Here is a 12017-nt window from a genome sequence, read left to right as displayed (position 1 = left end):
ATCATCCTGCCGCCGATGACCTCGGAGTTCCTGAACAACCTCAAGAACACCTCCGTCGCGCTCACCATCGGCCTCCTCGAACTCACGGCGCGGGCCCGCTCGATGCAGGAATTCTCGTTCCAGGTGTTCGAGGCCTTCACCGCGGCGACCCTGCTCTACGTCCTCATCAACCTCGTGGTGATCACGCTGGCCTCGCTGCTCGAGCGCGGCGTGGCGGTTCCCGGTCAGCGCTGATGTTCTCGAACTTCGATTTCGGCGTCGTCCTCGGATCGCTGCCCTACCTGTTCGGGCAGGGCATGGTCTTCACGGTGACGCTCACCGCGCTGGCCGCCGGCATGGGCGTGGTGCTCGGCACCCTGATCGCGATGGCGCGGCTCTCCGGGGTGCCTGGCCTGAAGCACGTCGCCAAGGTCTACGTCGAGCTGATGCGCTCGCTGCCCCTCGTGCTGGTGATCTTCTGGTTCTACTTCCTGGTGCCCTACATCGGCGCCTGGGTCACGCGGGCGTCGAGCCCGGTGCAGGTCGGCGCCTTCTCCTCGGCGCTCATCACCTTCACGCTGTTCGAGGCGGCCTACTTCTCCGAGATCATGCGCGCGGGCATCCAGTCGATCCCCAAGGGCCAGACCGGCGCGGCCTACGCGCTGGGGATGACCTACGCGCAGACGATGCGCACCGTCGTCCTGCCGCAGGCGTTCCGCAACATGCTGCCGCTGCTGCTGACCCAGACCATCGTTCTGTTCCAGGACACCTCGCTCGTCTACGTGCTCTCGCTGACCGACTTCCTGGGGGCGGCCTCGAAGGTCGCCCAGCGCGACGGGCGCCTCGTCGAGATGTACCTGTTCGCGGCGCTCGTCTACTTCGCCGTCTGTTTCTCGGCCTCATTCCTGGTCCGGCGGCTCCAGCGCCGCGTCGCCATCATCCGCTGACGTTCGATCCTCGAGGACCGCGCCATGACCTCCACGCCGATGCCGGCTCCGACCGTCACGACCCCCGTGGCACCTGCCTCCGCGGCGCCGGCCAATGCCGGCGTGCAGACGGGTCCGCTCACCTCGCCGCCGCCCGTGACGGCGACCGGGGCGACGATGATCGCCATCGACGGCGTCAGCAAGTGGTACGGCGACTTCCAGGTGCTGACGAACTGCACCACACAGGTTGCCAAGGGCGAGGTGGTCGTGGTCTGCGGCCCCTCGGGCTCGGGCAAGTCGACCCTGATCAAGTGCGTCAACGCCCTGGAGCCGATCCAGAAGGGCCAGATCACCGTCAACGACACCAAGGTCGTCGACAAGGCGACCAACCTGCCCAAGCTCCGCTCGCGGGTCGGCATGGTGTTCCAGCACTTCGAGCTGTTCCCGCACCTCTCGATCACCGACAACCTGACGGTGGCCCAGCGCAAGGTGCTCGGGCGTTCGAAGGAGGACGCGCACAAGCGCGGCCTCGACCTGCTCTCCCGCGTCGGCCTCAGCGCGCACGCGAAGAAATTTCCGGGCCAGCTCTCGGGCGGTCAGCAGCAGCGCGTGGCGATTGCCCGCGCGCTCGCCATGAACCCGGTGGTGATGCTGTTCGACGAGCCGACCTCGGCGCTCGATCCCGAGATGGTCGGCGAGGTGCTCGACGTGATGGTCCAGCTCGCCAGCGAAGGCATGACCATGATGGTGGTGACCCACGAGATGGGCTTTGCCCGCAAGGTCGCCGACCGGGTGATCTTCATGGATCGCGGCGAGATCGTCGAGGATGCGCGCAAGCAGGATTTCTTCGGCCAGCCGCGCAGCGAACGCGCGCAGCAGTTCCTGTCGAAGATCCTCCAGCATTGAGGCAGCGAACGGGCCGGCGCGCCCGTTGAGGCGTCAGCGCACGCGGCGCCGCGGTCCAATGAGGCGGACAACGCCGCGCATCCGCGGCGGTTCGCCATGCCGATTCGCGGCACCGCCCCCAAGGAGCCCGGGAAATCCTACGTCCCTGTCCAGGCACGGCCGGCGATCGGCGCCTCCACCGGCTTGCGCCACGTGGAGGGCTGCGCGTCGGCGCCGGCGCCCAGCGGGCATTGCACCATCACGCTGTCGCTCCAGCGGCCGTACTTGTACCCGACCGCCGGCAGGTAACCGACGCGGGCGAAGCCGCAAGCCTCGTGCAGGCGGAGCGAGGCCTCGTTCCCGGAATCGATGTAGCCGATCATCTGGCGGTAGCCGCCCGCCGCGCAGGCCTCGATCAGGGCCGGCAGCAATCGGCGGCCGATCCCGGCGTGCAGGTGCTCGGGGTGGACGTAGATCGAGTGCTTGAGGGTGTAGCGGTAGGCCGGGCGCTTGCGGAACGGCACGGCGTAGGCGTAGCCCGCGATCAGCCCGGCCCGGTCGGCAACGAGGTGGGGAAGCCGCTTCCTGCGCATCGCCTTGCGGCGGCGCCGCAGATCGTCGGGGAGCAGGCGCTCCTCCTCGTACTCGCCGATGTCACCGACGCCGCGGCGGATGTGGTGCTCGTAGATCGCCACCATCGCGTCGACATCCGCCTCAGTGGAGGGCCGGATCAGGATGTCGGGGCAGGGCGCCCCCGTCCCCGAGACGCCGTCCATCAGTGCGCCTCGCGCGGGGCGCAAGCGCGGATCGATGCGTGGGGACCGCCCCGCCGGTCGATCCACCGGGCCTCGGTCCCGACACCGGGAAACGGGTCACGTGCGCACGCGAACATCTTGCCGTCGTCCAGCATGAGGCTTGGTCCGCTCATTCAGCCGCTCGCCCGGCATCACCGTGCCGATGCCCGGTAGCTGGACCGGAAGCAAGGTCGTCGCCACGCCGCCCTCGGCCGCGATCGCCGCGAGGATCCGATATGCCCCGAGCGCGCGGCCTTTCATGCGTTATGATTCAGTCTCGTGTGTTTAGACGCATAAGCTATGCGTTTTGCGCACTTTTGCACTGCACAAACTAGGCTGTGCAGTGCAAGGACGAACCGTCATCGTGCGGTCTCCCGGTGCAACCGGTTCTCCGTGCGGGCACTCCCGGCGGACAGTAACCGCACAGGCCATTCCCATGCGCGCACACCCCTACGTCCTCGCCGTCGCCCTATCGCTTGCGACGGTCGCGTCCGCCTCCGCCGTCGAATTGAAGCCCGCCAAGGCGAGCTCGGTCGAACTCGGCACCTACCGCGGCACGATCTACTACACCCCCGGGCCGGACGGTTATCGCGTCGTCGCGACGCTGATTCCGGTCAACGTCGACGGCGGCGCGTCCTCGGCAGTGCGCCTCGTCACCACGCTGAACGCGAACCAGACCGTGACGCTCTCGGTCCCCGGCACGCTGAGCGCCAGCGGGCGCGAGACCACGGTGGCCTTCTCGCGCCGGGGCGACACGGTGGAGGTCGCCTCCGCCGAGTAGCCGGCCACCTCAGCCGACACGACGAACGGGCCCTCGGGTCCGAACCCGGCGTTGCGCAGGCGGCGCCGGGTTTGCTCATCCCACCGGACACGCCTCGCTTTTGCCCCACGAACGGCCGAGAACGCGGACCGCCGATCGTTAACGGGTCCTTCACCACGAACCGCGAGCGTCCGCCCGCACCATGCCGAACGCCGCGCTCCGCTCCCTCTGCCTCGCCGCGGTGCTGGTGCCCGCCGCCGCGCCGGCCCTGGCTCACCCGCACGTCTGGGTCGCGACGAAGGCCGAGATCGCCTACGCGGCCGGCAAGGTCGTCGCCATCCGCCACGTCTGGGCGTTCGACGCGGCGTATTCCGCCTTCGTCACCCAGGGGCTCGATGCCGACGGCGACGGCAAGCTCAGCCGGGACGAACTGGCGGGCCTCGCCGCCGAGAACACCGCGAATCTGGCCGAATCCGCCTACTTCACCAAGCTGAAGGTCGGCGGCAAGGCGCAGGCCTTCGCGACCCCGACCGAGCCGCGGATGGCCATGGAGGGCGACGCGCTCACCCTCAGCTTCCTGCTGCCGCTGAAGACCCCCGCCGCTCAGGAGCACGGCGTGCTGGCGCTGGAGGTCTACGATCCGACCTACTTCGTCGCCTTCGCCCTCTCGGACGCCCCCGACACCGCGCGCCTGTCCGGCGCTCCCCCAGGCTGCGCCACGACGGTGACCCGGCCCAAGACCCCCGAGACCAAGACGGTCGATACGGGCAAGCCCGGCATGAGCGAGGCATTCTTCGAGGCGCTGACCGCCGCCTCCACCTACGGCATCCAGTTCGCCAACCGGATCATCGTCGCGTGTCCGTAGGCGCCGCCCTCGGTCCCTCGTCCGGGCCCCGCCTGTCGTCCCGGCTGGTGCTGATGGTGGGCGCGATCCTCGTGGCCATGCTGGTGCTCTCTGGCCTGGTCTGGCTCGTCGCGCCGGGCTTCGCCGCGCCGCCGCCGCGCTCGCCCTTCGGCGTCGGGTTTCGCGAGGCCGCTCCGTCGGCGGCGGGCCTCGGCGGCTGGCTGCTGGCGATCCAGGCGAGCTTCTCCCGCAACCTCCAGGCCGCGGTCGCCGGCCTGGAGGGCGGGGGCGATTGGGGACCTGTGGTGAGCCTCGGCTTCACCTACGGCGTGTTCCACGCCGCCGGGCCCGGCCACGGCAAGGCGGTGATCGCCGGCTACCTCGTCGCCGGGGAGCGGGTGCTGCGCCGCGGGCTCGGCCTGAGCTTTGCCGCCGCGATGCTCCAGGCGCTCGTCGCCATCGCCATCGTCGGTGCCGGGCGCCTCGTCCTCGGCGCCACCGCCGCCGGGATGACGCGGGCCGGCAACACGATCGAGACGGCGAGCTTCGCCCTCGTCGCGCTCCTCGGCCTCGCGCTGACGTGGCGCAAGGCCGGGCGGCTCGCCGCCCTGGGCTCACCCGCCGCCTGCGGTCCCGATTGCGGCCACGCCCGCCTCGCTGACGCCCGCGCGCTCGCATCCCTCGACACGTGGCGCGAGCGGACGGGCGTCGTGCTCGCGGCGGGCTCGCGGCCCTGCGCCGGGGCGGTGCTGATCCTCGTCTTCTCCGCGTCGCGGGGCATGCTGGCGGCGGGCGTCGTCGCGACCTTCGCCATGGCGCTCGGCACCACGCTCACCACCGGCGCGCTCGCGAGCCTCGCGGTCTTCGCCAAGGGTGCCGCCCTGCGCCTCGCCGGCGGCCGCGGGCAGGCGGGGACGCTCGCCGTCGGCGCCCTGGAACTGCTGGCCGGGGCCTTCGTGCTGGTGCTCGGCCTCGCCATGCTGCTCGGCCTCGCCCTCGACCTCGGCGTCTGATCGTACCCTCGCCATTTCGCGGCCGGCGTGCCACGCTCGCCCTTGTCGCGGAGCGAGGGCGTGCATGACGACGGGGTTCGATCATATCCTGAACTGGCGGCTGCTCGCCGGCTCGCATCCCTTCCCGGGACCGGACGGCGGCACCTGCATCAACGAGGCGGCGCTCGTCGCCGCCGGCCTGCCCTACCGCGCGATCCGCGCGAGCGCCGACTGCCCGCCGTGCTTCTCACGGCCCCTCAGCGCCTACGCGCTCGGCCTCAACGACGCGATGCCGGATCGCGAGCGCCACCGGCTGATGGCCTTCGTCCTGCGCCTCTCGGGCTCGGCGGATACGTCCATGGTCGAGGCCGAGCGGACCCGGTTCCTGGCCCTCGCGAGCATCCGCGGCCTGCTGCCGCCGCTGCTCGATCGCGCCGGGCTGCCCGATCTCGCCGCGCGCTGCGCGGAAGCCTCCGTTCTGCCAGAGGCGCTCGCTGCCGCCCGTGCGGCCGCGTGGCGCGGCGGTGCCCGGGCGCAGGCGGCGGCGCTGCGTCGGGACTGGCGCGCGGGCGCGCTCGCCGCGGCGGTGGCTCGGACGGCGACCGCCGCGATCCGAGCCGCCGACGACCCGCGCTGCGCCGCCGAGATCGCCGAGGGCGCCGCCGCCTTCGCCTCCGGCACCTGGGAGCGCGCCGCCGCGATTCTCGATGCGGCGCTGCGCATCGGCCGTCAGGCTCCGGACATCGACCTCGTCGCGGCGCGAAGCCGGCTCGACGCGGCGCGCGGGATGGTCGACGCCTGACGCTCAGGCGGCCGCGGATTCAGCCGCGAGGTCGAGCTCCACCGTCTCGCAGTTGTCGAGCCAGACCCCCGTGAGGTGGAAGAAGAAGGTGCCGTGCCCGACGACCGCGATGGTCGTCTCCGGTCGGGCCCGGAGCCAGTCGCGGAACGCCGCGACGCGCCCGTCGAACAGCCGGCGCGGCTCCACCGGGTAGCCGTCGGCCGCGAGGCCGTCCTCCGCGTGCCACCAGACCTCGGGCAGGTGCCCGACATCGAGGTGCGGGAACTCGGCTGCGATCTCCGAGGCCGCCCGGCCGACATCGCAACTGCTCTCCTGGCATTCCCGGTGCAGCACCTCGACCATGATCTTCGGCGATGCCGGATGCGCGCCGAACAGGATCGCGCTCGTCTCGATCGCGCGGGTTAGCGGCGAGGTCACGACGAGGTCGAACGGGATCGCTTCCAGCGCCGCCCGCGCGGCCCGCGCCTGACCCTGGCCGCGGGCGGTGAGGCGGGCGTCGAGGTGGCCGGGGTCGCGGCCGGTCTCGCGATGGGCGGCGTTGAAGGTGGATTCGCCGTGGCGGATGCAGACGATGCGGGTGGGGCCGGTCATACCTGTCGGGGTCTCGCTGGGTTGGATGGGAGGCGTCAGGCGAAGCGCCCGCCGCGCTGGATCACCTCGATCTTGTAGCCGTCAGGATCGGTGGCGAAGAAGAACGTCGCGAGTTCGCTGTCGCCGTGCTTGAGCGTCTTGACCGCCGTCGCGGGCAGGCCCTCGCGCGTGAAGCGCGCGTGCGTGGCGGCGAGGTCGTCCACCGTGAAGGCGACATGGCCGTAGCCGTCGCCAAGGTCGTAGGCCGCCGCGCGGTCCTTGTTCACCGTCAGTTCGAGTTCGAACGGCGAGGCCGGGTCGCGCAGGTAGATCAGGGTGAAGTCCGGAAAATCGTAGCGGTCGGCGATCGCGAGGCCGAAGGCGCGGGCGTAGTACGTGGTCGCGCGCGCCTCATCGAGGACGCGGATCATCGCATGGACGGGCTTGGCCATTCTTCCCTCACGACTGCGTGTCCGATCGTCGGGCGGATGTGGCGCGGCGGAGCGCCGAGGGAAAGCCCGTCGGCGCGCGCCTGTCGGCATCCCTGCCTCGCGGATCGCGCCGATGGCCGGCAGGCCGCGGGACCGGTAATGCCGGTTCGTCGTCGACCGATCGAACCCAGGGAGCGTAACCCCGATGCCGGCACCCCTTCTCCTCGTCACCCGCCTCCCGCCGGACGAGGAGGCCGGCTGGCGCCGCGCCCTGGCCCGGGCGATGCCGGGCGAGACCATCGCGACGGCCGCCGATCATCCCGATCGAACCACTGTCGAGATCGCGGTCGTGGCGAACCCGCCCGCGGGATCGCTCCGGGACCTCCCGGCCCTGCACTGGGTCCACAGCCTCTGGGCCGGCGTCGAGCGCCTCCTGCAGGACGCGACGATGCCGCCCGTTCCGCTCGTGCGCCTCGTCGATCCGATGCTGGCCCGCGCCATGGCGGAAACGGTGGCGGCGAGCGTGCTTCACCTGCATCGCGGCCTGCACGTCTACGCCGCGCAGCAGCGCCGCCGCGCCTGGATCCCGCACCCGTTCCAGCCGGCGACGGGGCGCCCCATCACCATCCTCGGCCTGGGCGAGATGGGGCGTGCCGCAGCCGAGCTGCTCGTAAGTCTCGGCTTCCCCGTCCGGGGCTGGAGCCGGTCGGGCGCGCCGGTTCCCGGCGTCTCGATCTTCTCCGGCGAAGAGGGCCTGACTGACGCCCTCGACGGCGCGCAGGTCCTGGTGAACCTGCTGCCGCTGACGCCTGAGACCCGCGGCATCCTGCGGGCGAGCACCTTCGCGCGGCTGGCGCCGGGCGCTTACCTCATCAACTTCGGGCGCGGCGCCCACCTCGTCGAGGTGGACCTGCTGGAGGCCCTGGCCGCGGGACAGGTCGGACACGCGGTGCTCGACGTGTTCGAGCAGGAGCCGCTGCCCGCCGACCACCCGGCGTGGTCGCACCCGGGCGTGACGGTGCTGCCCCACGTCGCCGCGCCGACCAGCCGGGCGTCGGCCGCGGCGGTCGTCGCCGCGGCGGTCGCCGCCTTCCGCCGTACGGGACTGTGTCCGGCAGGCATCGACCGGCAGCGCGGCTACTGACCGCCGGGACGCGATCGCCTGACGAGAACCAAGCTGTCGTCCATCGCCGCCCGGCCGGGCGCTGCCGGTTCGCGCATCTCCCGAAGTCCTGAGCGGAAACACCGCGTTACAATTCGGAGGCCTGCGCGCATCTTCGATTGTGCGCCTCGGCGAGGCATAAGAGCCGGCCACGTCCGTTAAGGACCGCCGCCGATGACCGTCAACCCGCACATCCTGATCGTCGAGGACGACCGCGAGATCGCCAACCTCGTCGCGCGCTACCTGCGCGGCAACGGCTGCCGCGTCACGCTGGCCGGCGACGGCGCCGAGATGGACCGCGCGCTCACCGATGCCCGCGTCGACCTGATCGTCCTCGACCTGATGCTGCCGGGCGAGGACGGCCTCAGCCTGTGCCGGCGCCTGCGCGCGGCCTCCGCCGTCCCGATCCTGATGCTCACGGCCAAGTCCGAGGAGATCGACCGCATCGTCGGCCTGGAGATCGGCGCCGACGATTACCTCGCCAAGCCCTTCAATCCGCGCGAACTCCTCGCCCGCATCCGCGCCATCCTGCGCCGCGCCGCGAGCGAGGCGCCCGACGTGGACGGCGTGCGCCGCCTGCACTTCGTCGGCTGGACGCTCGACGTGTCGCTGCGCCAAGTGCTCAGCCCGGAAGGCGCGCGCATCGCCATCACCGGGGCCGAGTTCGATCTGCTGCACGCCCTGTGCCTGCGGCCCGGCCGTGTGCTCTCCCGCGACCAGCTCCTCGACCTGACGCAGGGGCGCAGCGCCGGGCCGTTCGAGCGCAGCATCGACGTGCTGGTGAGCCGCATCCGCCAGAAGATCGAGCGCGACTCGCGCAACCCCGAGATCATCCGGACGATCCGTTCCGGCGGCTACCTGTTCACGCCCGAGGTGACGCGCTCATGAGACGGATCGATCTCAGGGCACGCCTGCGCCCCCGCAGCATCGCCGGGCAGATCGCGCTGCTCGTCATCGCCGCGATCGTCGTGGCGCACGCCGTCGCCACCACCGCCTTCGTGCTGCTGCGCGAGCCCTGGCGCCCGGACGACCGCCCCGGCGTCGCGGTCGGCCGCCTCGCCACGGTCGCGCGCCTCCTCGACGCGGCCGCGCCGAACGAGCGGGCCTCGCTGCTGGCCGGCGCCGCCCGCGCCCTGCCGGCCCTGCAACTCGCCCCCTGGGACGCGGCCGCGCTCGCGCCAGCCGACGATGCCGCCTCCCGGCCGGTCGTGCCGGTCATCCGGCGGCTGCGCGAGGGCTTCGCGCAGCCCCTGACGATTGCGGACCTGACCGACCCCGAGGCACGCGGCTCGGGCCGCCTGCGCCTCGGACTGGCGACGTCGAACGGTGCGCTCCTTCAGGCCACCCTGCCCGACGATCCGTTGCGACCCCCGCGCGAGGGCGCGATCATCTTCAGCGTCCTCTTCCTCGCGCTGACGCTGATCCTGCTCTCTGTCTGGGCGACCCGGGCGCTGACGGCACCGCTGGCCCGCCTCGCCGGGGCCGCCGAGGCCTTCGGCACCGGCGACGACCATGCGGCCCTGCCCGAGGTCGGCCCGCAGGAGGTGATCGCGGTCTCGCGGGCGCTTGACCGGATGCGCGGCCGCGTGCGCCGCCTCATCGACGACCGAACCCAGATGCTCGCCGCGATCAGTCACGACCTGCGCACCCCGATCACCCGCCTGCGCCTGCGGGCAGAGTTCATCGACGACGAGCCCGCCCGCGCCATGATGCTGCGCGACCTCGACCAGATGAACGCCCTGGTCGAGGCGGCCCTCTCCTTCGTCCGCGACGGACAGGGCCGGGACGGGGACACCAAGGCCCTCGTCGACGTCGCCTCCATCGTGCAGACCGTCTGCGACGGATTCGCCGACATCGGCGCGGACGTGGCGGTCACGGGGAGCCGCCACGCCCTCGTCCTCGGGCGGCCGGACGAGTTGCAGCGGGCGATCACCAACCTCGTCGACAACGCGGTCAAGTACGGCGGCAGCGCCCGCGTCGGCATGGAGGCGACGGCGCGCGGCGTGCGGATCGAGGTCCGCGACGACGGTCCGGGCATTCCCGCGGGCGAGCGCGAGGCGATGCTCCAGCCCTTCGTGCGGGGCGACCGGGCGCGCAACCACAACGAGGCGAACGGCTTCGGCCTCGGCCTGTCGATCGTGCTGGCCATCGTCGAGGCGCATCAGGGCCGCCTCAGCCTGGTCAGCGGACCGCAGGGCGGCCTCTGCGCCGGCATCGATCTTCCGCTCGCAGCCCGTGCCGCGCCGGTCCAGGCTCCGGAGCGCGCGGCGTCGCGGACCGTCCAGCCCGCGGAATGACGGTTCCCGACGGGTCCGATCGCCGGCTGCCGCGTTGATGCCGCTGATCATCGCGGCGACGGTCGCCAGGATGGAGCAACGCACATGGATGTCGGATTCCTCGGACTCGGCCGCATGGGCCGCGGCATGGTCGCGACCCTCGTGAGCGCGGGCCACCGCGTTCGGGTGTGGAACCGCTCGCCGGACACCGCGCGGGACATCGCCGGCGCCATCCCCGTCGGGACGGCCGCGGAAGCGTTCGCGGGGGACGCCGCGATCACCATGCTCGCCGACGACGCGGCGCTGCGCGCGGTCATCGTCGAGGGCGGCCTGCTCGACCGCGACGCGCGGCCTTCGATGCACCTGTCGATGAGCACGATCTCGGTGGCGCTGGCCGGGGACCTCGCGGCGATCCACGCCCGCGCCGGGATCGCCTACATCGGCGCGCCCGTGTTCGGCCGGCCCGATGCGGCGGCTGCGGGCACCCTCAACATCATCGCCGCCGGTGACGCCGCCGCGATCGACCGGGCCGCGCCGCTCCTCGATTGCATGGGGACGAAGACGTGGCGCTTCGGGCCCGAGCCCCAGCGCGCGAACGCCGTGAAGCTTGCCGGGAACTTCATGCTGGTGGCGGCGATCGAGGCCATGGGCGAGGCCGCCGCCTTCGCGGAGGGGCACGGCGTCCCGGCCGGCGACCTGCTCGCCATGCTGACCGGCACCCTGTTCGCCTCCCCGGTCTACAAGGGCTACGGCGCGCTGATCGCCGAGAACCGCTACGAGCCGCCGGGCTTCACCCTGCGGCTCGGCGCCAAGGACATCCGCCTCGTGCTCGCCGCCGCGGAGGCCGCGAACGTGCCGATGCCGTTCGCCAGCGTGCTGCGCGACAACCTCATCGACGCGATCGCCCACGGCGCCGGCGACAAGGACTTCGCGGCGCTCGCCACCGTCGCGGCCCGGCGCAGCGGTCGCTGACGGCCTGACGCCGAGGAGCGCGGCGGGTACCGGCGCGACCGCGGGCCGTCCGGCGAACGCGGCGCGCCTCGTCTTGCGTCCGGCTCGCCACGCCATACCTCACGCGTCGGGGCTTTCCTGAGCTGGAAGGGCCTCGGCGCGGGCCGCGAAGGCGCACCATGATCTCCACCGATGCCGACATCCTCGCCACCGCCGAAGCTTGGCGGCGCGACGGCCGCACTGTGGCGCTCGCCACCGTGATCGAGACCTGGGGCTCGGCGCCGCGCCCGGTCGGCAGCCACCTCGTCGTCGACGGCGACGGCAATTTCCAGGGCTCCGTCTCCGGCGGCTGCGTCGAGGGCGAGGTTATTACCGAGGCCGCCGACGCGATCGCGGACGGACGGCCGCGGGTGATCGAGTTCGGGGTCGCCGACGAGACCGCGTGGCGGGTCGGGCTCTCCTGCGGTGGCCGTATCCGCGTGTTCGTCGAGCGGGTCGACTGAGCGTGCGCGCCGAGACCCTGGCCCTCCTCAACGCCGAGCGCGCCGCCCGCCGCGCCGCGATCCTCGTCACCGACATCGCCGACGGGGCGCAGCGCGTGGTGCGCGCGGCCGAGATCGCCGCCGATCCCCTGGCCGATCCCCT

15 protein-coding genes and 2 pseudogenes are annotated in these 12017 nt (G+C 72.3%); 13 read left to right on the top strand and 4 right to left on the bottom strand.

Going from position 1 to position 12017, the window contains the following annotated elements:
• From ACFE8Y_RS14000 to ACFE8Y_RS13990, 3 genes and pseudogenes are all read left to right on the top strand, one after another.
• Nucleotides 1-234 (top strand): annotated as a pseudogene (locus ACFE8Y_RS14000) (amino acid ABC transporter permease); the annotation flags it as partial.
• Nucleotides 234-926 carry an amino acid ABC transporter permease gene (locus ACFE8Y_RS13995; RefSeq protein WP_375464994.1) on the top strand — a complete coding sequence of 231 codons (693 nt, stop codon included), beginning with the start codon at nucleotides 234-236 and terminating at the stop codon, nucleotides 924-926. The pseudogene ACFE8Y_RS14000 and the gene ACFE8Y_RS13995, both read left to right, overlap by 1 nt.
• A gap of 156 nt (nucleotides 927-1082) precedes the next feature.
• Nucleotides 1083-1811 (top strand): amino acid ABC transporter ATP-binding protein, encoded by a 729-nt coding sequence (locus ACFE8Y_RS13990; RefSeq protein ID WP_375464996.1) that lies wholly within the window; start codon nucleotides 1083-1085, stop codon nucleotides 1809-1811.
• Nucleotides 1812-1948: 137 nt separating this feature from the next.
• Here the strand turns inward: ACFE8Y_RS13990 and ACFE8Y_RS13985 are convergent, their stop codons facing one another.
• Both ACFE8Y_RS13985 and ACFE8Y_RS13980 read right to left on the bottom strand, forming a co-directional pair.
• Nucleotides 1949-2566 (bottom strand): GNAT family N-acetyltransferase, encoded by a 618-nt coding sequence (locus ACFE8Y_RS13985; protein ID WP_375464993.1) that lies wholly within the window; start codon nucleotides 2564-2566, stop codon nucleotides 1949-1951.
• Between the two features lie 96 nt (nucleotides 2567-2662).
• A complete protein-coding gene (locus tag ACFE8Y_RS13980) occupies nucleotides 2663-2845 on the bottom strand; it encodes a hypothetical protein (RefSeq protein ID WP_375464992.1) in 183 nt (60 codons plus the stop codon).
• 175 nt (nucleotides 2846-3020) lie between these two features.
• On the opposite strand from ACFE8Y_RS13980, the gene ACFE8Y_RS13975 reads away from it, so the two are divergent.
• The 4 genes from ACFE8Y_RS13975 to ACFE8Y_RS13960 all read left to right on the top strand — a co-directional run bounded on the left by ACFE8Y_RS13975 (nucleotide 3021) and on the right by ACFE8Y_RS13960 (nucleotide 5982).
• Nucleotides 3021-3365 carry a hypothetical protein gene (locus ACFE8Y_RS13975; RefSeq protein ID WP_375464991.1) on the top strand — a complete coding sequence of 115 codons (345 nt, stop codon included), beginning with the start codon at nucleotides 3021-3023 and terminating at the stop codon, nucleotides 3363-3365.
• A 181-nt stretch (nucleotides 3366-3546) separates the two neighbouring features.
• A complete protein-coding gene (locus ACFE8Y_RS13970; RefSeq protein WP_375464990.1) occupies nucleotides 3547-4209 on the top strand; it encodes a DUF1007 family protein in 663 nt (220 codons plus the stop codon).
• Nucleotides 4200-5201, top strand: a complete 1002-nt coding sequence (locus tag ACFE8Y_RS13965) for a nickel/cobalt transporter (protein ID WP_375464989.1) — start codon at nucleotides 4200-4202, stop codon at nucleotides 5199-5201. The genes ACFE8Y_RS13970 and ACFE8Y_RS13965 overlap by 10 nt, the downstream gene beginning before the upstream one ends.
• Before the next feature lie 64 nt (nucleotides 5202-5265).
• On the top strand, nucleotides 5266-5982 hold the full coding sequence (locus ACFE8Y_RS13960) for a hypothetical protein (RefSeq protein WP_375464988.1): 717 nt from the start codon (nucleotides 5266-5268) through the stop codon (nucleotides 5980-5982).
• Between the two features lie 3 nt (nucleotides 5983-5985).
• Here the strand turns inward: ACFE8Y_RS13960 and ACFE8Y_RS13955 are convergent, their stop codons facing one another.
• Nucleotides 5986-6573 (bottom strand): histidine phosphatase family protein, encoded by a 588-nt coding sequence (locus ACFE8Y_RS13955; RefSeq protein WP_375464987.1) that lies wholly within the window; start codon nucleotides 6571-6573, stop codon nucleotides 5986-5988.
• 35 nt (nucleotides 6574-6608) lie between these two features.
• Nucleotides 6609-7004 carry a VOC family protein gene (locus tag ACFE8Y_RS13950; RefSeq protein ID WP_375464986.1) on the bottom strand — a complete coding sequence of 132 codons (396 nt, stop codon included), beginning with the start codon at nucleotides 7002-7004 and terminating at the stop codon, nucleotides 6609-6611.
• 184 nt (nucleotides 7005-7188) lie between these two features.
• Here ACFE8Y_RS13950 and ACFE8Y_RS13945 point away from each other — a divergent pair, with 184 nt between their 5' ends.
• The 6 genes and pseudogenes from ACFE8Y_RS13945 to ACFE8Y_RS13920 form a co-directional block, all read left to right on the top strand.
• Complete coding sequence (locus ACFE8Y_RS13945; protein ID WP_375464985.1) at nucleotides 7189-8127, top strand: 2-hydroxyacid dehydrogenase; 939 nt, start codon at nucleotides 7189-7191, stop codon at nucleotides 8125-8127.
• A gap of 192 nt (nucleotides 8128-8319) precedes the next feature.
• Nucleotides 8320-9033, top strand: coding sequence for a response regulator (locus ACFE8Y_RS13940; RefSeq protein WP_375464984.1), 714 nt, complete (start codon nucleotides 8320-8322; stop codon nucleotides 9031-9033).
• Nucleotides 9030-10442 (top strand): ATP-binding protein, encoded by a 1413-nt coding sequence (locus ACFE8Y_RS13935; protein ID WP_375464983.1) that lies wholly within the window; start codon nucleotides 9030-9032, stop codon nucleotides 10440-10442. Before ACFE8Y_RS13940 ends, ACFE8Y_RS13935 begins: the two co-directional genes overlap by 4 nt.
• An 84-nt stretch (nucleotides 10443-10526) precedes the next feature.
• Complete coding sequence (locus ACFE8Y_RS13930; protein WP_375464982.1) at nucleotides 10527-11393, top strand: NAD(P)-dependent oxidoreductase; 867 nt, start codon at nucleotides 10527-10529, stop codon at nucleotides 11391-11393.
• A gap of 158 nt (nucleotides 11394-11551) precedes the next feature.
• Nucleotides 11552-11875, top strand: a complete 324-nt coding sequence (locus tag ACFE8Y_RS13925) for an XdhC family protein (RefSeq protein WP_375464981.1) — start codon at nucleotides 11552-11554, stop codon at nucleotides 11873-11875.
• A gap of 2 nt (nucleotides 11876-11877) precedes the next feature.
• Nucleotides 11878-12017 (top strand): annotated as a pseudogene (locus tag ACFE8Y_RS13920) (XdhC family protein); the annotation flags it as partial.

Origin of the sequence: uncultured Methylobacterium sp., from assembly GCF_964242245.1 — a bacterium.
Classification (GTDB): domain Bacteria; phylum Pseudomonadota; class Alphaproteobacteria; order Rhizobiales; family Beijerinckiaceae; genus Methylobacterium.
The sequence above is the reverse complement of the archived record's forward strand: the minus strand, read 5'-3'. Positions and strand labels throughout refer to the sequence as shown.